We start from the raw sequence: 22,463 nt of genomic DNA, 5'->3' as shown, positions 1-22,463 counted from the left end.
CCAATATTGCTATGGTCTTCAATTTCAGTAAAGCACTTTCGTTTATCAAGAAAGATTATTGTATAGAGTCAAGCTATAAAATGGCTTTTTTAATCTCTGTTGCCAATTCATTTCTACCCATTATATCTTTTTTCTTTGTCAGCAAACTTATAGAATCAAGTCAGGCTGAAAGCCTGGCACGATATGGTGGCGAATATTTTCCCTTTGCACTGATCGGAATTGCTTTTACACGCTTTTTTCAGCTCGCTATATTGACATTTGCAGATTCTATCCGCAGATCACAAATGGCCGGATGCCTCGAGGCTGTTCTTTGCTCACAAACAAATCCTAAGTCAATTGTATTTATGTCTTCCTTTTACAGTTTTATTTCTGCCGGAGTGCAATTGATCCTCATGTTCGTTGTCGGTATTCTTTTTTTCGATTTTGATATATCGCGCATGAATGTTCCGGGTACACTGGTAGCTATGGTGTTATCGTTATTTACTTTTATCAGCCTCGGAATTTTTGCAGCGTCCGGCACAATACTGTTTAAAAAAGGAGAACCGTTTGGCTATGTGGCCAGCACCCTGAGCTCAATATTAGGAGGAGCCTATTTTCCAATTGCCATTATGCCAGCATGGCTCCAGCTTGTTTCAGTTTTTGTGCCCATCACGTATTCACTGGACGCATTGCGGTTAACGATGTTGCAAAATTACTCTATTGGCATGATTTCCGAACAACTGCTGATACTGGCACTTGTCTCTGTGGTTTTGTTTCCGCTCAGCCTGAAGACTTTTGAATGGGCGGTAGAAAAAGGTAAAAGAGATGGCACGTTAGTTCAGCACTAGATGGATTGCAGAATTATACTATAACAAGGTCTGATATGCATGCCTAAAAGAAAACATATTCTAATCCTGAATATCGTATCAGCCATAAGCGGTGCGGAGCGAAGCTTGCTTGCTTTACTGGAAACTATAGATGTCAGTAAATACAATGTCACAATCCTGTTACCTCAAAAAGAAAATCTTTTTTTTCAGTTACATGACCGGTTCAATATAAAGGTTCTGCCCCTGGTAAATTTCAGAAAAAGCTATTCGCCATTCTATATCCTGAGAACTGCCTTTAACCTGATATGGGTTTCAATAGCTATAGCACGTTTCATTAAAAAAGAAAATATTGATATCGTTATTGCGAATTCGTTAAAAGCCAATGTATACACTTATATTCTAAAAACTCTTACCGGTATAAAAACCGTTTGCTTCGTACGGGATAATATTTCAACAAAAAAAATTTACAGGGTTCTGCTATCCTCCAATGATCAGCTTGTATGTGTCTCTGAATTTATCCGGAAGCAAATTCCGAATAGGCGAAATAACGCTACCGTCATATATCCGGCAATCAGTATGCCTCGGCAGGTAGCAAAAATGTACCGTATAAGACAAAAATTGGAGTTGACCGAAAATATCAGGTTGGTAGCCGCCATAGGCCAACTGACACCCTGGAAAAATCTGATGGAGTTTATTACGATAGCTGAACTTGTATTATCAAAAAATCAAAGCGTCCATTTTATCATCGCCGGAGATGCAATGACTGCGTCAGATTCAGTCTATAAGAAAAAAATTGAGCGGCGTATAGCTGAAAGTGATTTTAAGAAGCATTTCTCAATGCTCGGTTTTAGAAATGACATCGAATCAATCTTTAAACAAATTGACATCCTGGTACATTGTGCGCTCAGGGAACCCTTCGGCAGAAGTGTAGCCGAAGCCATGTTCTATGAAAAACCTGTAGTAGCTTTTGATTCTGGTGGTCCAAGAGAAATTACTCTCCCCGAGGTCTCGGGATTTCTTGTACAACCTGGCAATCTGACTGACATGGCTAACAAGGTGTCATTGCTACTTTGTGATGAAAAGTTACGAGCTTCGATGGGAAAGAATGGCAAAGCGCATATACAGCAAGCCTTGAACACAGATCAGACAACCTTCAGAATAGAATCCATACTGGACGCACTTAATTAAGCCAATACTATAGACAGATTTATTTAACATGACAAACGTGCTCATCAATTGTCTTTCTCTTAATAGTCAATTCTCAGGAATTGATTATTATATGAAAAATCTTTTGGATGAATTCAGCATGCGTGCTCATCAGGAAATTAATATAAGCGCCCTGTTGTCGAGCCACAGCAAACTTCAACTGCGGGAGTCGCCACAAGGCTTATTGAAACAAAATCGGCTGCGTATCAATACCGCCAACAGATTCAGGAGAATTTATTTTGAAAACTTTTTACTTGCTGCATACCAGAGAAAGCACGGATTCAATATATACCATAGTCCTAATTATGTACTGCCATTTTTCACCAAGCAGCCATCTGTGCTTACAGTCCATGATACAATCTCATTGGACTTCCCCGATTATAGCCAGACTGAAACAGCTATATATCATCGCCTTGCTTTCATGCGCTCGATGCGTCACGCTTCCAGAATCATAGCTGTTTCAAATACTGTGAAAAATGATATTCTAAAAAAAGTAAATATCGATAGTGACAAAATCACAGTGATCTACAACGGTGTTCACAAACATTTCAAAAGGGAACATTCCCCCGCAAAGCTTTCAGAAATCAGACATCGATATAGCTTGCCGGAAAGATTTATACTTTTTGTCGGCAACCTCGAACCCAAGAAAAACCTGGAACGTTTGATCAAAGCATTCCACATCTTTAAAAAAAATAGCGAACATCCGCACAAGCTTGTTCTTGCCGGAAGGTGCGGCTGGAAATATAGCTCTGTTTATCAAGCAGTAGAGGATCTAAACCTTAGATCAGAGGTTATCTTCACCGGATACGTGAATGAGAACGAACTTCCGGCCATGTATTCGCTGGCAGACCTTTTTGTCTTTCCATCGCTGTATGAGGGTTTTGGCATTCCTCCTTTGGAAGCAATGGCCTGCGGCACTCCAACATTAACATCAACAGCCGGAGCCCTTCCGGAAGTTACCGGAAATGTTCCGCTGCAAGTAAACCCTTTGGATATAGAAGATATAGCAACCGGTATGCATACGCTTCTGCAAGATGAATTGTTAAGAGCACGAGCAATAGAAAAAGGCATAGCGTGGGCCAGCCAGTTTACATGGTCTTCAACAGCTGATAAAACGCTTCAGGTTTATCAATCCCTCGTCAACGAATGCAAAGGCAAATAAAATTATTCGCATCAAATGATATATTTAAATCCTCTGCAGGATTATTAATCATTACCCTTCTTGCGAAAATTTTAGGCTATGGTGAAAAATTACTCCTGGCATATTTTTTCGGTACCAGCTTCCACGTAGATGTGTATACTGTCGTTGTTTCACTGGTGACGAGTATATTTATTCTGTACCGTGAAGCGATCGAGCCGGGGTTTTTAAATGTATTTCTCTCCATTAAAAATAAAGGTAAGAAAGAGGAAGCATGGAGCCTTTTCTATTTCGTTGGCGGTATAATACTCCTGACAACAGGGTTGTGCTCTCTTATTGTGTATGCTTTTCCGGCGGATGTTATGAAAATTCTCGCCCCAGGGTTTTCCTCCCATGAATTATCTGCCGGAACCAAATTATTGAAGATCATATTTCCGGCTTGCATTTTCTTAGCGCTTTCAACACTGACGGGCATTACGCTAAACGGAGAAAAGAAATTTGTAGTGCCTGCTTCCGGAGAGCTGATTTCTAAAATCTTTATCATCATCTGCCTAGTGGCTCTATACACCTTGTATGGCATCGAAGCTGCTGCCCTCGGTGTATTATTTGGCGCCGTTGCCAAAGTAGGAGTTCATCTGATCGGAATCATTAACCAACTGCCACGAAATATAGCAGCTCCTTCGAGGGAACACATTGCAGATATGTGGCATTTAACGTGGCCGCTGTTGATTGGAGTTGTATTTTCTCAGGTGAGAGATCTCTCGGATCAGATTTTCGCATCGTTTCTGAACGAAGGCTCTATAGCCTCATTGAGTTACGCCAGGAAAATTTCTGATCTGCCTATAATCATTCTTCCTTATACGGTTAGTGTTGTACTGTTCCCTTATTTTTCACAACTGGCAATCGAGCAAAAATCAAATGAGCTATCTGATTTGTTCAGATCAACATTACAATGGGTAGCTGTTGTGTTTATACCGCTTTCAATCTTCTTTTTTACCTTTTCAACTTTGATTGTCCAGGTAATTTTTCAGCGGGGTGCTTTTGATATCGAAGCTACTATTATGACTGCCCAACCACTCAAGGTTTATTCTATCGGTTTGCCGGCCATGGCTATTGAAGCCGTTGTAGTCATCTTTTATTATGCTAATGCCAATACAAAGATTCCTATCTTCCTGGGAATTGCCTACTCCATACTTAACGTACTGCTTGCATTTGTTTTGATACGCTATCTCGATTATACAGGCATCGCAATCGCATTTGTTATTTCCAAATATCTGAAAGGAATTACACTGCTTTTCCTTTTAAAAAGGATCATTCCGTTTAACTACAAGGAGGCGCTTAACTATATTATTAAACTTTTCCTGGCGGCAGTATGCTTTACAATCACTTTGTGGCTAATGCTCAATTTTCTTCATGAGCAGGTTTCGGCAGATGATCTTATCACGAAAATTTTTGCAGCTTGCTTTATTCTTTTTGGCAGTTCATCGATTTATATAGTGGCTATTCGTGTTCTAAAAATAAATCTATTGACCAAACCTGAAAACATGGCGTGATGCGTTTGAAGATAGCCTATATTATTCCCGAGTTTCCAACCTTAACGGAACACTTTATTATCAATGAGATTATCGACCTCAGAAGAAAAATCGACATTGAAGTTTATGCAATAAGAAAAGGAGACGCTATCAACAACCCATCAACAGGTGTTGATGTTTGCTATTGCCCAGGCATTTTTTCAACACAGATCTTAGGTGTTCATATTGCCGCTATAGCGAATAGTCCGCGCAGGTATATTCAAAAATTAATTACATGCATTAAATTCAATAAGTCACCTTTAGCCATACTAAAAAATATAAGAAATTTTCTCCTTGGGGTTTATTTGTCGAGCGAGTTTAAACGCAAAGGAGTAAAACATATCCATTCGCACTTCGCTCTTCTGCCCACAGATCTTGCTATACAGGCATCTATCATTTCATGTATACCTTTCAGCTTCAGCGCACATGCACATGATATTTATGTGACCCCTCATAAAATCATAAAGAAGATTCATGCTGCATTATTTATCATCGTCTGCACCAAGAGTAATCAGATTTTTCTGGATCGTATTCTTCAGGAGACGGGATACACCGCGGAAAAAAAAATTTATCATATTTATCACGGTATAGATCCCTCCCGCTGGATATCGCAACGGACAACCAAACCTTTTTGCAACAAAAGTAAACTGAACATCCTGTGTGTGGGCCGGCTCGTAGAGAAAAAGGGAATCACTTATCTTATTGATGCAGTGAAGTTATTGAACACGGGTGGTATTGTAACAGCGTGCACAATAATCGGAGATGGTCCTTTGAGTGGTTCTTTAAAGGAAAAGGTAAGCGACTCTAAACTTCAGGCGACTGTTACCTTCACAGGCATGCTCTCGCACGAGGAAATTAAATCCTATTACGATGCCTCCGATGTATTCGTATTGCCGTGTATAACATGCGATGATGGAGACCGGGATGGGCTTCCCAATGTACTACTCGAAGCCGCAGTCATGGGATTGCCAATTATATCCACGGCGATTTCTGCAATTCCGGAACTGATAGAAGATCATGAAACGGGATTACTGGTGCCTGAGAAAGATGCCTCGGCTATTGCTAAGGCCATCCGGATTTTAGCCACCGATGCTCACTTGCAAAGCCAGCTGATAATCGCAGCACGAAATAAAATACAGCAGGCTTTTTCCATACAACAAAGCACATTGATGCTGGAAGAATTATTTTTCGATTACACATCATCTTCGAAAAGATGAATCAGGAAAAACGGTTCTGCTGCTTATATAATAATTCATGCTCTCTGATAAACAATTCGAATGAATAATTCTGCATGACTACATCATATCCTGAACCTCCCATTGTTTTGCAGAGGGAAGCATTCGCTATGAGTAAAGAAATATTATCTGCTATACAATGGTAATCTCTCGTAGGTGACAGATATCCGTTCATTCCTTTTGTTATAACGCTGGAATATCCTATATCGGTTGCTACAACCGGTTTTTTATAATACATCGCTTCGAGCAATACATAAGGGAATCCTTCCCATAGAGATGTACTTACAAAAATATCCATAACAGCATAAATCTTTTGAATGTCTTCCCTATAGCCAATGACTAATACGCGATCTGCAATATTCAATTTATGGACGAGGGTATTAAGCTGTGTCCGCAGTTCACCTTCTCCAACAATTAAAAAAGTAACATGAGGATAAGTCTTAAGCACTTCATTTGCCGCATAGATATAGGTTATCCAATCTTTTTGTTCTGTAAGCCTTCCAATGCCACCGATAACCAATCGTGTTTTAATTCCCAATGACTGCTTGATGCCCTCTATATTTTTGTACTGTTTGTATTGATTAAAGTCTATGGCGTTGTTGATGTTTTTTAGCTTTTGCGCCGAAGATATTTTATAGCTAAGCGCTGCTTTCCTTTCATTATCAGATACAATGATATAGTCGGTAATTCCGGAGGCTAATCTTTCAATGAAGGAAAATACCTTTTTCCAGACTCCTGACTTTGCCTGAAAATAAAAGCAATGAGGTGTATATACGATCAGGGGTACGCGGTTAAACCAGCCCGCCAGCCGGAAGAATATTCCGGCTTTTGAACTATGTGCGTGTACAATGTCATAACTGTTCCTGCCAACATGATATACTATCTTTACCAGTGCTATAAAATCTTTTACCACATTTATCTCCCGTTCCATTGGCATTGTTAAAACTCTGGCCTTATTGAAGATCATGCGTTTTATTTCTTTATCGAGTGATTTTTTTCTTTTATCCGACAGGATTACCGTAATATCAAAATCCGATGAATTTAGATTCTCAACCAGATAAAGAAGATGTTTTAATGCACCGCCATCTGCCGCCTCCAGCCCAAATAATATTTTAATTCTTTTCATCAGTTTATCTTATATCTTTTTGGACCCTGAATGAAGGAAGTAATCGATATACGCGAACGGATATAGATGGGGCTCTTGTTTTTGGATGAAAGCGTATCCATTCAGCCGCTTTTATCCTCCTCTGAGAATAGCTTTAACCAATATTGTTTTTCTACAGGCAACGTGTTCTATATTTATTGATAATACAACTTAAAGGGTTTTCAAATATAGCAGCTTCCAATATTTAAAAAATCATCTCATCCACTTTTCCCTGGAGAAAGTCAATTCTATTTATCGTTATTGGTTTGTCGATCTCGACATCCGTTGCCAGATGAGAGCAGTAGTCATCCGAAATAAATATTTCTTTAACATACCAGTTTTTTCCTTCAATGCTTATTCTATCGATAGTCGCATTAATTTTATTGAGTGAAAGACTCAATCCCTTCCCATTGGCCTTAATAACAGCTTCTTTTCTGGTCCAATAATTATAAAATTGCCTCAAGCTGTCGTCTGACCTGCGGATATTATCCAGCTCTTGCAGCGTCCATTGAGATTCAAAATCGCTTAAGTCAACCGGCCTGACCTGCTCAATGTCTATCCCAACGCTACATGTGGTGCTTAAAGCACATAAAACATATTCACCTGAATGGGAAATATTAAAATCAATCGGACAGTTGTCGAGGTATGGCCTGTTATAAATTGTATACTTTAGATTTTCAAGGTTCATACAATATCCCATGTCTTTCAACCCTTCCTTTAATAGCAATTTTCCCATGAGCGCCGCATGGGCATCTTGCCAGCGTATGAATTTTAAGAACTTGTCAGTAATGGCACCAGGGAGTGTCTGCGAGAGATTTTGAAACTCCTCAACTGTTAGACGGGTTTTAAAATTGGCACAATAAACTTTTAACATCTTAAGTTGTTAAATAACACTGATCATATTGCTAATATCATTAAATCTCAGTCAAGAATCGGACTGTAATTTCCTTTATGTTCGAAGTAAAATTCCTTCAGCTTCTTAATAGTCAATATTGATGTTGCTTTTGATTGCCTGCATTTATCAATCAGCTTCTCCTTTTGTTACTTGCATATTCCGATGGAAGTACCTGGTAAATTTCCTTGAAATATTTCGCGAAGTACCTTGGGTTATTAAAGCCCACCTGATAGGCAACCTGTGAAACTGAAAGCTGACTTTTTTCCAGGAGCTGCGCAGCGTGTTGCAGTCTGATATGGCGGGTAAATTCCATCGGTGATTTACCTGTAAGAGCATATACTCTCTTAAAGAATCTGGAACGCCCTACCCCGAGTTCATGGCATAAATATTCTACACTCAGCTGCGGGTTTGACACATTCTTTTCAATCGCTTTTACAATTTTTTGGAGAAACTGTTCGTCATGGGATGTGACGTTAAGTTCGGTAATGTGTATACCTAATTTCTTTATTAGCGCGCTCTTTAAATGCTCGCGCTGCGCAATAAGTTTGCGTATCCTCGATTCAAGAATTTGGAAATTAAAAGGCTTCTCGATATAGTCATCGGCCCCGCTTTCGATTCCTTCCAGGCGATCTGCATCCTCTGTGCGCGCGGTTAATAAGACAATTGGAATATCTCCGAATTTCTCGTGAGCCTTTAGCTTAGCACAAAGTTCAACCCCGCTTATGCCAGGCATCATAATGTCGCTTACTACAATATCGGGTGGGTTTGAGAGTATTTTATTCCATGCTTGCTCGCCCGAGCTCGCCTCAACAATAGCATACTCACGTTTCAGGTTATCCTTGAGATAGAAACGGGAATCATCATTATCCTCCACTACCAGCACCACAGGTTTCCCGGTGGACACCGTCCAATCCCAGGCCTCACTCCTGTCCATCGGCCCGGCAACAGTTTCTTCTACCGGAATAAGTTCAGGCTGGTGACTTATTTGCTCCAGGGGAAGCTTTACGATAAAGCATGAACCGTTGCCCGGTTCACTCTCAACATGAATTGTTCCTCCGTGTATACGAACAAATTCCTTTGTTATCGACAACCCTATTCCGCTGCCTTGATTCGTCAATGTTCGAGGGAGGTCGCTTTGAAAAAAGCGTTCAAATATTCGTTCCTTTTTTTCGGCGGATATACCGATTCCTGTATCCTTTACATTTATCTCCAGGTATTTCTTTTGGTCTGCTTCCGGGAAATTCAGCGATACAAATACTTCACCTTGTGCCAACGTGAACTTAAACGCGTTTGACAAGAGGTTAAAGAGTATCTTCTCAAGTTTATCGTGATCAAAAACGGTTTGGAATGAGGTAATGGGAGAATTAAAATGCAGCCGTATACCTTTCTTTTCAGACAGATCGGAAAAAGACCAAACGGTATCGTGAATGAAGGCAACGATATCTCCAGGTGTTGCCTGCAATTTAATGTCGCAGGCCTCGAGCTTTCGGAAATCAAGGAGCTGATTAACGAGGTTCAAAAGACGTTTGCCGTTTCTCTGCATAAGTTCAAAATACCGCCGTTGGTCATCATCGCGCGTTTGTTTAATCATTGTTTCAAGTGGTGAAAGAATGAGGCTAAGAGGCGTTCTGAATTCGTGACTTATGTTTGTAAAGAAGTTTGTTTTCATGTTGTCTAACTCACGGGCTCGAAGCGTCTGTTCTCTCTCCTGCTTTACAGCATACTTCATCCTTTCGCGCTCCCGGATGATCCAGTGAATTGCAAACAATAACATGGCAACGGCCAGCACATAGAGCACGAATGCTGTGCTGCTTTTCCAGAACGGAGGAAGCACTTTTATTCTCAGGGAGGCGCCTTCTTCATTCCATATTCCATCATTATTTGCGGTCGTCACACGAAATATATACTCCCCGGCATCCAGGTTAGTAAAGGTGACACTGTGCGACCTGTTGTCTGCCGGCAGCCACTGCTCATTAAAACCTTCCAGCTTATATCTGCATATATTGTTTTCCGGCTGAATAAAATCCAGGACAGCAAACTCGACTGAAAAAACATTCTTGTCTGAAGGCAGTACGATGGATGGCTGCTCCGTTACAGACTTGTTCAAAATTACTTGCCCATCTATGTTTTCCAACGGGCGCACTCGCTTATTGAACAATTGAAAATCGGTTAAGATTACCTTGGGCTTTCGTTCACTCTGTTCAATTTCTGCCGGGCGGAAAATATTAAAACCATGGGTTCCCGCAAAAATCAATTCACCTGCCCGTGTTCGCAGTGCAGCCCTCTCATTGAACTGTTTGCCCTGCAGTCCATCAGAGTCTGAATAATTACGAATTTTCAAACCAAAGGAAGCGGAGTCTGTGATCGTCAAGTGACTAAGCCCATTGGGTGTGGCGAGCCAAAGGCTTCCAGTGGAATCGTCCAGTATCGAAATCACTGCATTGTGCGGGAGTCCATCTTTTCGGGTAAAAGTCCGGAAGGTTTCCGTAGCCTTGTCAAAAAGGCTTAACCCTCCCAGTGTTCCAACCCATACTCTATGCTTCGAATCCTGGTATATGCACAGAACACTGTTGTCAATCAGCGTTGAGCGATTGCTTTTTTCTGCGTAATAGTGGACAAATTTTTGGGCGGACTTTTTTAACCTATATAGGCCGTCTGATGAGCCCACCCAAATATTCCCATCGGTATCTTCAGTCAGCGCTGATATATAGGGGGCATACGAGATCGGATCATCGTGTTCGTTGAAGCGGTGAAAGACTTTTGTTTCGCGATCGAATATACTCAAGCCCCCGTCAAGCGTGCCGATCCAAAGGCGTTTCTGTGAATCTTCCATGATTCCCCATACACTGCTTCCCGAAAGGCTTTTGGGATTTGCCGGATCGTTTTTGTATCGCGTAAAATTCTTTCCGTCAAAGCAGTCAAGGCCACCGAAAAACGTCCCAATCCAAAGTTTTTTCTGATGATCCATGCAAAGACTAACAATGATGTCACTACTCAGACTGTTCGGGTTTAAAGGATTATGACGATAGGTTGTGAATTTTCCATTCTGCCGGTTGAAATACACCAGTCCTCCCCCGTTCGTACCAATCCATAAATTACCGAGGTCATCTTCAACTATACGGTTGACGTCCTCATACGGCAGACCATAGGGCTCAGAATACCGGTTGTATAATGGAAAACGCCTGATGCTCTCATGATAGTAACTTATTCCGTTCTTAAATGTGCCCACCCAGATGATGCCTTCATCGTCTTTCATCATTGTAGTGATGCTGTTGAGGGAAAGACTACTTTCATTCTCAGGATGGTTCTGAATATTGCGAATGCTGAACGTGTTTTTGTCAATTACATTGATCCCTCCGTGATCTGTAGATATCCAAATCATTCCTTTATTATCCTGTATGATGGCGGAAACAAAATCATTAGTCAGCTTTGGCCCGGCAGACTTTGCCTGAATATGCATGAACTTTTGAGTCTTCAAATCGAAAAAGAGAGCTCCAAAAGGGCGGTTAGCAATATAAATCCAAAGGTCGCCATCGCTGTCGATCAGAATATTGCCCGATAGATAAGCGCTATTGCTGTCTTTTACTTTTTCGAAGGTACGCTTGCGGCCGGCAACCCGGAAGCCGGATTTAGTTCGTACAAGCTTTTCAAGTATCCCGTTTGAATGAAACAGCCAGTAGGATTTGTCCGGATGCTGAGCAACAGCCGTGACAGCATTGGACGATATTGCAGTATTATCCTTGGGATTGTGCCTCAGATGTATAGTACGCTTTCTTTCAGTATCATAATACACAACGCCCGAATCACGAAGCAGGAACCAGTAATTCCCATCATTGTCTTTTATAATCTTATTCAAATTTTCGGACGGTAATCCAAATGAAGTTTGGAGCTGCAACGGCCCAGACGAAAATGTTTCGTCATGGGGGTTATAAAAACAAACACCTGATGCGGTGACTACGCACATTCTTCCGTCAGGGCTTTCAAAAAGCCCCCGAATATCATCGTGAAGAAGTGAGGTGGAGTCATCCAGATCATGCCGATAAACCTTAATGGTGCTGCCATCAAAACGATTCAGTCCTGCAATTGTAGCAATCCATAAAAAGCCTGTCTTGTCTTTGTAAACACTCGTAACACGATTGTGCGAAAGTCCATGGGACATATTGATGTGTGTAAACCTGTAATCCTGTCCACATACCAGGGTACTCCTGCAGATCAATAAAACTGCGACAAAAAGAAGCGTTGACAATCTCATGCTATACCCCCGTTCAAATGTTCCATCGTTAAAAAAGCACTGTAAATGGGGTAATCTCAACTCGTTTGCAACGGTCGCGCGAAAAAACCGGCGAATAGAAACTAGCCCGGCATTGTCGTTTAATCCATTTTCCATAACCCAGTATTTCCCATCCAACGGTTATCCAACCAAACTAACAGCTACCACTCGGCAACGGATTGCAGTATGAGACAATTTACCTGTACACAATCTCCGTCATCGATGGTAATCTCAAGACTTGGAAAAGTATAAATATCGGTTTGCAATCGTTATTGCACCACTTTTTATACACTTCTTTTGGACTAATTATAATCGCGGTGGATTTCTTATGTAGGTTTTCGGGCTTGCTTATCCCCCTCTTTTCAGGACAAAGATCATAATTTTCGAAAACGATTTCGACCCGGAACTGACCCCACCCGGAAAAATGAGATCGGGACATTTTCTTCACTTAAACCTTATGTATTATGAACAAAAGCCTGACTCCACGCTTCCAAAAGCATGCAAACTTAAGGGGGCTACACTTTCAAGTTCTGGTTACTTTTCTTTTGATTTCCTTTCAGTCACTTGCACAGACTTACAAGTGGAATAACGCCCCCGTTGGTGGCGGTGGATTTGTGACTGGAATCGTTACCCACAAAACATCGGGCGACAGGTACTGCCGCACGGATGTAGGCGGGGCCTACCGCTGGGATGCCACGAACAACAAGTGGATTCAACTGCTCGACTGGCTTAATGAGTCGGAAAATGGATTTATTGGCGTAGAGGCGTTGGCACTTGATCCGCAAAATGCGAATAATGTGTATATGCTTTGCGGTACCTCATACATCAACGGCGGAAGAACGGCCATATTGAAGTCTACCGACAAAGGAAATACTTTCACGTACACGGATGTTACCTCCAAATTCAAAGCACATGGAAATGGCGATGGACGAGGTAACGGAGAACGTTTGGCAGTAGACCCCAAAAACAGTAACATATTATTCTGCGGAACGCGCGCCAATGGCTTATGGAAAAGTACAGATGCGGGCGTTACCTGGAATCTTGCCTGGAGCGGTGTAACGACCACAGCTAATGGCAACGGGATATGCTTTGTTTTGTTTGACCCTGCCAGCAATACAGTAAACGGAGCCAGTCAAACCATTTACATTGGTGTTTCCCGCACCGGAAGCGGCAATGTTTATAAAAGCACCGATGGAGGGAACACATTTACAGACATTACCGCCACCACCAGTTTTATGCCACACCGGGCTGCATTGCAGGGAACTACCATGTATGTTACCTACTCGGATAATGCGGGTCCGCAATCCACTAATGGAGATGGAAAGTTATATAAGCTCAATACGGCCAGCGGTGCATGGACAAACGTTACACCCGCTAGTTCGAAGGATTATCCGTATGGAGGGGTAAGTATAGACCCAACCAATGTTAACAGGGTGATAGTTTCTTCCTGTGGTATGTATTGGAACAACCAGTTTGGTACAGGCTGGGGCGACTTTATTTTCCTTACTACCGATGGAGGATCAACCTGGACGCTTAAAAACGGAACAAATGCCACCTACGATGCTAACGGCATAGGATGGTCAAGCGGGGGTGCGGTTAACTGGATGGATTGTATCGAGTTCGACCAGTCCAATCTTTCGAAAGTGCGGGTAATTGGCGGAGGTGGAGTATATACTTGCCCGGATATTACAGCCGCCAATCCTTCCTGGAAATATGATGTGATCGGAATTGAAGAAACAGCATTGCTCGATGTAACAAGCATTCCCGGTGGTCCGGTTATCTCTTCTTTTGGTGACGTGACAGGCTTCGTGCATGAGCCGCTGACTTCCTATCCGTCAAAAAAACTTTCTCCTTCAGACGGCAATAACCAGAGCATTGACTATGCCGCAACCAATACAAACAGAGTAGTACGAGCTTCCAACGATGGAAGCGTTGTTTACTATTCCAACGATAAGGGTTCATCATGGACAGGAGCAGCCACGAATATGGGTAAAAATGGAAGGGTTGCTATCAGTGCAGACGGGGGTACGATCCTGCACTGCCCGGGAGGCTCTTCAACGACTTACTATACTACGAACAACGGAACAAACTGGTCAAGCTGCTCCGGTGTTTCCTTGGGAGATGCCATTCCTGTAGCCGACAGGGTAAACGCCAATGTTTTTTATATCTACAATCCAACCAATGGACAGATGCTCAAGAGCACCAATAAAGGCGTGAGTTTTTCTGTTGCCGGTACACCCGGTTCAACAACGGCAAATTATCCCTGGGAAGCAACGTTGGTCCGCACGGCTCCTGGCCTGGAAGGTCATATATGGGTGCCACTTGGAAACAATGGATTAAAATATTCTACCAATGCTGGTGCGACTTTTACGGCTGTTGCCAACGTAACATATTGTAAAACGGTTGGGATAGGAAAGACAATAGCCGGAGCCAGCTATCCTACAATTTTCATTTGGGGAACTGTATCAGGCGTCACTGGTCTTTTCAGATCTACAGACCAGGGAGCAACATGGCTCAGGCTGAATGATGATGCACATGAATTTGCAGGCGCGCCATTACTTGTTGGCGATATGAATGTTGACGGAAGAGTATATATGAGTGCCGGCGGAGGCAGAGGTCTGCTTTACTGGGAACCTGCTACCTGCACACCTACTACCATTACTCCTTACGTGCAGATCAATGGAGGTAACTGGCAACAAAGTGCCACTGCTACGCTTGCACAGGGAGGTTCGGTAAAATTTGGACCACAGCCCGTAACAGGGGGATCATGGTCATGGTCTGGCCCGAACAATTTCTCTGCAACGACAAGAGAAGTTACGATCAGCAATATTCAAAGCGCACAGGCAGGAAACTATGTAGCCACCTATACAAATGCCAACGGCTGCCGTAGCACACAAACATTCACTGTAACCGTTACAGCATCAATTGTTGTGCGCGCACGCGGTACACAAGGCAGTGAAACCATCGAGCTTCGCGTTAACAATTCCACCCTTGCCACCTGGACGCTGACCACAGCCTATCAAAATTATTCGGCAACAGGTAACGGTACTGTTTCGGTTTATTTCACGAACGATAATGGTGCAAGAGACGTTCAGATTGACTACGTCACGATTGCAGGAACTACCTACCAGGCAGAAAACCAGGCTACAAACACGGGAGTATGGATGAACAATACCTGTGGCGGGTCAAACAGTGAATGGCTAAACTGCAATGGCTATATTAGCTTTACAACCGCTTCCAGTGCGCGGATCGCTGCAACGGAACAATCCGTGCAAGAGGAGTCATTCGCCGCGTATCCCAACCCGGTAACAGATCGCATAACGATAACCCTGCCGGCTGAAATGAAAGCCGCGTCAATCAAGGTCATCAATGCATCAGGATCTGTTCTCATGTCGGAAAAAGCATCGGGCACCTCGCATACACTTGATCTGGGCCATCTTCCTGCAGGTTTCTATCTGATCAGGGCAAATGAAGGCGCGAGAAACCGGACGCTAAAGGTTATTAAGCAGTAGACTAAAAAATGATACATTCAAAATCGCAGTGCTTGAGCACTGCGATTTTTTTTATAGCCGCTTCAGGTTGCCCGTCAAGCTCACAAAATTATGCCTGTTGAAGCGTTCAGAAAGCTTCCAATCTCTCTCCCTCATTAACCGAAATACACGCCTTCATTAAAGAATCATTTGCCGATTGAAGGGTTTCACTGTGTTCTTCTATAAAACACAAATATTGTTCTATGTCTGCCGGTATAGGAGACACACTACTCAATGCTATAATTTGATTTGCCGCAAATTTATACTCAAGCCAGATTTCTTTAATAGCTGAGATATCAGGGTGTAAACTATCCTCGGCAGGAGATATGGGGTGACTTGTTGACAATCCCAGTGGCACTCCTCCAAACTCTATTACCTGCAATGAATGTTCATGAAGGGTGATGGCTTCCTCGAGTCTGAAAACGTATTGCCTCTTACCTCTGCCAAGGGCCAGACAATACAGGCCGATCTTTTGTGAAAGCATTCGCTGCCTTCCGACAAGATCAAGTAATGCATATCGACTGCTAACCAAACGTTCCTGGTATAAACTGCTTTCAAGTTGACGCTTCTCGGTTACATCTATTGAGACACCAAGTATATTCTTTTTACCTGTCACATCATTTATGAAAGGTATCTTTGTCGTCTTAAAAGTATGTTGCTCACCGTCTGATGTGGTGAAAGACTGCATCGGCAGTTCCAAAGGTTCATCGGAGTTTAGAACTTTTTCGTCCGATTCTTTAATCAATGATAACTCACGAGGATCTGTTATGAAATGACGATCATCTTTTCCTACAATGTCTTTATCTCTCAAATTCAAGAGTCTGGCTTCTGAACGATTGACGAGTGTGTAACGACTGTGTTCATCTTTTACAAAAATCGGAAACGGTATATTGTCAATGATGAATTTCATAAGATTGCTTTGTCTGGCCAGCTCGGCTTGACTGCGCACCATCTCCTCTTGCATGGCGCGCAACTCTTCCAAATTCCGCTTTAAATTTTCTTCGCTCTCTTGCAAGGTGTTTGCTCTTACTTCTGCTTCCTGTAGCAGTTGATCCACCATACGTGCGTTCCGCATATTAACGGAGACCGATGCAAGGTTCTCCATTATCTTCTCGACTAAATGAATTTGGTAAGTCTTGAGCTCCCGAAACGAAGCTATTTCGAGCACTCCCAGAACTTCATCATTATACTTCAGTGGCACCAGTAGCAAGTATCGTGGTGTTGCCTCACCCAACCCTGAAGTAATGTGAATGTAATCAGGAGGAATATCTGTAAAAACGGCGGTTTCTTTTTCTAAAAAAACTTGCCCCAGAATACCTTGACCAATATCGACACGCTTTTGTAGATGCCGCTTTCTAGAATAGGCATAACATGCTCTTAGCTCCAGGAATCGATCGGACGAATCATCGCTGTTCAGAATGAAAAGACCACCTTGATTTGCTTGTAAATAATGCACAAGAAATGAGAGAACCTTGTCGTAAAAGTTTTTTTGTGAAAGTGTATCGCCTTTCAATAAATTCATAAACTTCGACAGGCCCTCTGCAGCCCATCTGCTTTGCTCGTCCTTTGCTGCATATCGACGAAGCTCCTCGGAAACGCTAATTAGGATCTTGTCGAACCTGCTCGTGCCCTTGTTGTTTCCTTCAATACCGTGTTTGAAATCGAAATTAAAATTTCCAGTGGAAATTTGCTCTAAACATGTAGTAGCAATGTCGAGTTTACTTTTCAGATACTTAACTTCTTCACACAGGTTTGGCGATGGAGATTGGCGTTTAAGAAATCGCTTGTACAGCATTGAACAAAAAATTGGTTGGTTTCAGGTGTAGTAATAATAACACGAAACTTTTTTTCATTTTATACTATAGAATTATATATAAATAAGACAGGCTACTTTTAGAAATTTACTAATTAACGAAGTTATGAAAACGAATGCGACTGAATATTTTTTAAGTATACCTGACCTGCTAAATTACCCCTTATTCAGGTTTAGATGGAAGATCCAAAACTCAAGAAATAACAAAAGTTTAAGTTCAGGTATATACTATATTTCAAATCACTACATTGCTTTAGCATATATTCTTTAATACCAAGCACATAGGAAAACGTTGATTGTCGGATGAAGTGATGCGCACCCTGGCGATCATCTGTGCTTCTTACTTGAGCTGTGCATATTGTTCTCATAAGTTATTTGTGTAGAAACATTAGCATCCTATTCCATCGCGATCACAATTTTTCCCATCACCTCTCCTGCTGCCAGATAATGATAAGCATCCCGTGCAGCGTCAAATGAAAATGTTTTCGCAATGAGGGGATGCAGGTTGTGTTGTTCGATGGCGCGGTTCATCGCTTCAAATGCAAGACGACTGCCTACAAACCGCGGTTGCAGTGTGATGCAACGAACAAACAACGGTGTGAGAATGGCCCGTGCGTCAACCACATCAACTTTGCCCAGGGTGGTGGCAGGACTGAGCAACGCAATCTCCCCGCCCATAGCCACGGCCTGCACGCTTTGTGCCACGGTGTCGATGCCCCCGGTTTCCACCACGAGGTTCACGCCGGTGCCGTGCGTTAGCTCCAGTATGGCTTTGCTCCACGTGCTGTTTGTTTTGTAGTTCAACACATGATCGGCACCCAAGGCCTTCAGCTTTTCTATTTTCTCCTCGCGCGAGGTGAGAACAAACACTTTGGCGCCCAACGTCTTTGCAAATTGAATAACAAACACCGACACGCCACCACTGCCGATGGTGAGCACGGTGTCGCCCGCGCGCACGTTGGTCAACGCCGACCATGCAGTGAGCGCCGAGCAGGGCAAGGTAGACGCTTCTGCATAGCTGAGATGGGCCGGAACCTGCACGACCGAATCTTCGTGAAGCACGGCATACTCTGCCAGCATGCCATCGCGTGTACAGCCCAACTGATCCATGATATCCATGCCGATGCGGCCAGCGCGCCAGCGAACGAAATAATTTCCCATCACGCGATCGCCCACAGCAAAGCGCGTCACATCTTTCCCTACGGCCACAACTTCTCCTGCACCATCGCTTAAGGGAATGATGTCTGCCCGGGCGGGCAAAGGATAAGTTTGGTGAAGAATATACTGATCGCGCCGGTTGATAGACGCGGCTTTGATCTTGACCAGAACATCGTGCGCTTGCAGGGCAGGGATGGCTTGTTCGCGCAGACGGATGCCGTTGATGCTGCCAAACGATTCGAGGTGATACGCTTTCATCAGGTTTGTTTTTGTTGATGCAACAAAGGTATCTTTGCCTCACGGGCCTCAATTGATATTTTACGACAAAATGAAAATCCTGGCCAAACACCTCAGTTGTTTTGTAGACTACGGCCAACTGCGCGGTATACCTGTGCGCGAATTAAGAAAGGTCATGAAATCGCCTCCCGACTTTGCCGATGCCAATGCCAAGGTGAGCCTGGCTGATTTCTATGCCGTGGTACAGCACCTGTCGTTGACGCTAAACGATCCATTGCTGGGCATTCACGTGGGCCAATGCCTAAACCTGAATACGTTGGGGGCCATCTATCGCATCTCGCTAAAGGCCACCACCAATGAGGAGGCCCTACATTATTGTCAATCCTATCTTCGAAAAACATTCCCTAACCTCACCATACACAACGCCACCGCCGGGCGCACGGCCACAACTTCCATTAGTCTGCCACCGGGCCATGAAACCATCACACGCTATATTCTGGAAACCATTTTAACAGTGATGGCCCGCGAGATCGCCATCATCTCGGGTGAAGACATCAACGTGAAATTATCATCGCCCCACCATACGAGCGACTATCCGCCTGAATGGAAGAAGGGGACCACGTTCGAAATAAAATTCAACCAAACCCTGCTTAAAGCTGCCATGCAGGACAATACCCGGTGGGGCCTTGACCTGCTCATTCCCGAATACCTGGCGCTCATCGAAAGCATGGAGGCGCAACCATCGTTTGGCAGCAAGGTGAAACTCACGGCGCTGCGCATGGCCAAGCCACGCCTGCCAGCGCTTGAAACATTGGCTGGATTTTTTAACCTGAACGCGCGCACCTTTCAACGCCGCCTCGTGGCCGAAAACACTACCTTCCGCCAGATAACCGATGACCTGAAGCGTGACATCAGCAACCTGCTGATGCTCCACGACCGCTTCTCCATCACCGACATTGCTTCAGTGCTGGGCTACTCCGAACCGGCGGCGTTTATCCACAGCTTCAAAAAATGGCATGGCCATCCGCCTCAAAAAATGAGAGACTTCGAACGCGTGGCGCGCTAACTGATTTTCGTCCGCGGGCTAAGGGTAACATTGCCAACCCTACGCCTATACGAAATACAGGGACGACTAATTCCAAAAAGAGCAGGTAAAGGAGTGCTTTATACTAAAGCGATATTGAGTCATTTATTGCATCCTTCGACAATAGCGATAAAACTAATGTTAACAGAGAGAAAGCTATGCCTAACGCAGCCAGAAATCTTTTAAGATTCTGGCTTTTTGTGTTCGAAGAAATCCTGGTCATCACATCCTTAATTTTAATAATTTCAAGGATCCCGATTTGGACTGACCAAGATCGTTCGAACCTGAACTCTACAAAAGTAATTCGGCTCAACATCGTAAAACTATATATATACACTATATATACCAGGTGGAGATTCCGTGCACCTGTTATTGTGCAATCGAACAGTATTTCATTACGTGAATCATCGCCAGGTAATCGTTTACTGAAGAATTTAAGGTGGCAAAGCAGCCAGTTGTGAATATTCGATAACCTGTCTTCTTATTGGTACAGCCTGAAATGATAGAGTCTCCCGTTTAGTCCGCTTCTGGGAAAATCGTTCACAGAATTTTGTCGGCGGTAAATAGCCAAAATCCGGTGATGGAAATTGGTTCCCTTATTGAATGGTTGTGAAAAATAGCTATGCAAACGATTTAAATAATTCCTTTCGAAAAACAATGGCGGTTGAAATTTTCGATAAACTAATCTGAGATTTTGAAGTACCGCCAGCGTTTTTGACAGCCTTTATTTTTGGGCACATTTAAATTCAAACTATGCAACACATTAACCATTGTTTATCGGTTGCTGCCACAATCATCTTTTTATACGGCAGCACTCCGCATGAAGGTTCATATCCCGAAAAACCTCCTTGTCCCTTAAGAATCAAATGACATCTCCTCGTTAGCAAAACATTCCGCCTGCATAAAAATGTAAGGCACCGTTGTGATCTGCTTAGTGAATCGTTACAGACGACCAACACAGATTTATATAGTCAATGATAGTCACAACTTAAATGTTTAAGAAATGAAAAAATTGATACTTAATGATGCTGGAATTTGCCTGATATGGGCCTTGTTATTCTTTGCAACCAATGCAGTATTTGCTCAAGCTGTTACGGTAACAGTTGACGCCACTCAAAACAAACGCCTCATTTCTCCATACATCTATGGGAAAAATGAATCTTTTGATAATAGCCATACTACGCAATTTTATAAGGATGCAGGATTGCGCTTCGCGCGCTCAAATAGCGGTAATAATGCAACCGGTTATAACTGGCGAAAAAAAATTACCGTTCACCCGGATTGGTACAACAATGTTGGTTCTGTAGATTGGGATGCAATAGCCCAAAATATTAATAATAACTTTTCCAACATGCAGGGCATGTTTGCCTTTCAATTACTAGGCAGAGTGGCATCCAACAGAGATAACAACTTCGATGACTGGTCTTTCAATCATGCCCAGTATTGGTCTGGCGTATGGCAGAATTTAGCCGGTGGCGGTAAACCCGATCCAAATGGCGGAGGCAAAGCACTGGTAGAAGGAAATATTAATTTATTTACACAACCATGGCCGGCAGATTCGTCAGTGGCAATTCTTAATCACTGGTTTGGATCAAATGGTATAGGACTTAACAAAAACAAGTTCGTGTACTGGAATATGGACAACGAGGTGGACATATGGAACGGTACACATGACTATGCAATGCCAACGCAAATAGCAGCTTCTGCATTTATGGATCGCTATATAGAATTAGCGAAGAAAGCAAAGGCATTATATCCGGGCATCAAGCTTTTAGGACCGGTTGCAACCGCTGAATGGCAATGGTACAACTGGTCAAATGAAAGCATTTACGTTGACGGCACGTATTATCCCTGGATCGAATATTTTATAAAGCGTCTTGCCGATGAATATAAAGCGACCGGTGTTAAGCTTGTTGATGTGGTAGATATTCACAACTATCCTTCTTATAATAACGATGATGCTGCAGCCCTGCAGGGACACCGGATTTATTATGATGAAACATATGACTATCCAGGCTCAAACGGTATTAAAAAGAGCACTGGCGGATGGGATAACTCACTAACAAAGCAGTATATTTTCAAACGCATAGAGGGCTGGTTAACAAAGCACTTTGGAGCAAACCATGGCATTACTACCGGGTTGAGTGAATGGGGTACTATGTCCAGCAGCAACCCAAGTCTTGAATCTGTAATTTATGCCTCGCACCTGGGTACGTTTGCCAATAACGGAGTTGAAATTTTTTCACCTTGGAACTGGTCTATCGGTATGTGGGAAACTTTGCACCTCTTTAGCAAGAATGCAAAGAAATATAGTGTATCCAGCACCTCTTCGCTTGAAAATACAGTGTCTGCCTATTCTTCTATAAATGAAAACGC

The 22,463-nt window shown here is 43.0% G+C and carries 13 protein-coding genes; 8 read left to right on the top strand and 5 right to left on the bottom strand.

Translation table 11 applies throughout. The features are described from left to right. Nucleotides 1-11: 11 nt before the first annotated feature. From V7Q33_RS13470 to V7Q33_RS13450, 5 genes are read left to right on the top strand one after another with little or no spacing between them, the layout of a single operon-like run. Nucleotides 12-827, top strand: a complete 816-nt coding sequence (locus tag V7Q33_RS13470; protein WP_333820170.1) for an ABC transporter permease — start codon at nt 12-14, stop codon at nt 825-827. A 39-nt stretch (nt 828-866) separates the two neighbouring features. After that, the gene (locus tag V7Q33_RS13465) at nt 867-1,994 is read left to right on the top strand and encodes a glycosyltransferase family 4 protein (protein ID WP_333820169.1); all 1,128 of its coding nucleotides are present in this window, start codon (nt 867-869) and stop codon (nt 1,992-1,994) included. A gap of 28 nt (nt 1,995-2,022) precedes the next feature. Further along, nucleotides 2,023-3,174: a glycosyltransferase family 4 protein gene (locus tag V7Q33_RS13460; protein WP_333820168.1), complete on the top strand. Its 1,152-nt coding sequence runs from the start codon at nt 2,023-2,025 to the stop codon at nt 3,172-3,174. Further along, nucleotides 3,159-4,703 (top strand): murein biosynthesis integral membrane protein MurJ, encoded by a 1,545-nt coding sequence (gene murJ, locus V7Q33_RS13455; protein ID WP_333820167.1) that lies wholly within the window; start codon nt 3,159-3,161, stop codon nt 4,701-4,703. The genes V7Q33_RS13460 and murJ overlap by 16 nt, the downstream gene beginning before the upstream one ends. Beyond that, the gene (locus tag V7Q33_RS13450; protein ID WP_333820166.1) at nt 4,703-5,938 is read left to right on the top strand and encodes a glycosyltransferase; all 1,236 of its coding nucleotides are present in this window, start codon (nt 4,703-4,705) and stop codon (nt 5,936-5,938) included. The genes murJ and V7Q33_RS13450 overlap by 1 nt, the downstream gene beginning before the upstream one ends. Before the next feature lies 1 nt (nt 5,939). Here the strand turns inward: V7Q33_RS13450 and V7Q33_RS13445 are convergent, their stop codons facing one another. From V7Q33_RS13445 to V7Q33_RS13435, 3 genes are all read right to left on the bottom strand, one after another. Then, nucleotides 5,940-7,082, bottom strand: coding sequence for a glycosyltransferase (locus V7Q33_RS13445; RefSeq protein ID WP_333820165.1), 1,143 nt, complete (start codon nt 7,080-7,082; stop codon nt 5,940-5,942). A 223-nt stretch (nt 7,083-7,305) separates the two neighbouring features. Beyond that, a complete protein-coding gene (locus tag V7Q33_RS13440; RefSeq protein ID WP_333820164.1) occupies nt 7,306-7,974 on the bottom strand; it encodes a 4'-phosphopantetheinyl transferase family protein in 669 nt (222 codons plus the stop codon). 151 nt (nt 7,975-8,125) lie between these two features. Then, complete coding sequence (locus V7Q33_RS13435; RefSeq protein ID WP_333820163.1) at nt 8,126-12,154, bottom strand: hybrid sensor histidine kinase/response regulator transcription factor; 4,029 nt, start codon at nt 12,152-12,154, stop codon at nt 8,126-8,128. Between the two features lie 575 nt (nt 12,155-12,729). Here V7Q33_RS13435 and V7Q33_RS13430 point away from each other — a divergent pair. Next, nucleotides 12,730-15,777, top strand: a complete 3,048-nt coding sequence (locus V7Q33_RS13430) for a T9SS type A sorting domain-containing protein (RefSeq protein WP_333820162.1) — start codon at nt 12,730-12,732, stop codon at nt 15,775-15,777. A 106-nt stretch (nt 15,778-15,883) separates the two neighbouring features. On the opposite strand, the gene V7Q33_RS13425 is transcribed toward V7Q33_RS13430, so the two are convergent. Together V7Q33_RS13425 and V7Q33_RS13420 are read right to left on the bottom strand one after the other, a co-directional pair. After that, nucleotides 15,884-17,590, bottom strand: a complete 1,707-nt coding sequence (locus V7Q33_RS13425; protein ID WP_331983350.1) for a GAF domain-containing protein — start codon at nt 17,588-17,590, stop codon at nt 15,884-15,886. A gap of 414 nt (nt 17,591-18,004) precedes the next feature. Beyond that, nucleotides 18,005-19,024 (bottom strand): zinc-dependent alcohol dehydrogenase family protein, encoded by a 1,020-nt coding sequence (locus V7Q33_RS13420; RefSeq protein ID WP_333820161.1) that lies wholly within the window; start codon nt 19,022-19,024, stop codon nt 18,005-18,007. Nucleotides 19,025-19,058: 34 nt separating this feature from the next. Here V7Q33_RS13420 and V7Q33_RS13415 point away from each other — a divergent pair, with 34 nt between their 5' ends. Then, nucleotides 19,059-20,069, top strand: coding sequence for an AraC family transcriptional regulator (locus tag V7Q33_RS13415; RefSeq protein WP_333820160.1), 1,011 nt, complete (start codon nt 19,059-19,061; stop codon nt 20,067-20,069). Nucleotides 20,070-21,090: 1,021 nt separating this feature from the next. After that, a partial coding sequence (locus V7Q33_RS13410) for a glycoside hydrolase family 44 protein (protein WP_333820159.1) occupies nt 21,091-22,463 on the top strand: 1,373 nt, incomplete at its 3' end.

It is taken from the genome of Ohtaekwangia sp., from assembly GCF_036786105.1.
Classification (GTDB): domain Bacteria; phylum Bacteroidota; class Bacteroidia; order Cytophagales; family Cyclobacteriaceae; genus Ohtaekwangia.
The sequence above is the reverse complement of the archived record's forward strand: the minus strand, read 5'-3'. Positions and strand labels throughout refer to the sequence as shown.

What these genes read in the sequence shown, in the direction of transcription:
- V7Q33_RS13470 (WP_333820170.1), top strand. Translation starts at nt 12, where the DNA reads ATGGTCTTCAATTTCAGTAAAGCACTTTCGTTTATCAAGAAAGATTAT.
- V7Q33_RS13465 (WP_333820169.1), top strand. Translation starts at nt 867, where the DNA reads ATGCCTAAAAGAAAACATATTCTAATCCTGAATATCGTATCAGCCATA.
- V7Q33_RS13460 (WP_333820168.1), top strand. Translation starts at nt 2,023, where the DNA reads ATGACAAACGTGCTCATCAATTGTCTTTCTCTTAATAGTCAATTCTCA.
- murJ (WP_333820167.1), top strand. Translation starts at nt 3,159, where the DNA reads ATGCAAAGGCAAATAAAATTATTCGCATCAAATGATATATTTAAATCC.
- V7Q33_RS13450 (WP_333820166.1), top strand. Translation starts at nt 4,703, where the DNA reads ATGCGTTTGAAGATAGCCTATATTATTCCCGAGTTTCCAACCTTAACG.
- V7Q33_RS13445 (WP_333820165.1), bottom strand. Translation starts at nt 7,082, where the DNA reads ATGAAAAGAATTAAAATATTATTTGGGCTGGAGGCGGCAGATGGCGGT.
- V7Q33_RS13440 (WP_333820164.1), bottom strand. Translation starts at nt 7,974, where the DNA reads ATGTTAAAAGTTTATTGTGCCAATTTTAAAACCCGTCTAACAGTTGAG.
- V7Q33_RS13435 (WP_333820163.1), bottom strand. Translation starts at nt 12,154, where the DNA reads ATGTCCCATGGACTTTCGCACAATCGTGTTACGAGTGTTTACAAAGAC.
- V7Q33_RS13430 (WP_333820162.1), top strand. Translation starts at nt 12,730, where the DNA reads ATGAACAAAAGCCTGACTCCACGCTTCCAAAAGCATGCAAACTTAAGG.
- V7Q33_RS13425 (WP_331983350.1), bottom strand. Translation starts at nt 17,590, where the DNA reads ATGCTGTACAAGCGATTTCTTAAACGCCAATCTCCATCGCCAAACCTG.
- V7Q33_RS13420 (WP_333820161.1), bottom strand. Translation starts at nt 19,024, where the DNA reads ATGAAAGCGTATCACCTCGAATCGTTTGGCAGCATCAACGGCATCCGT.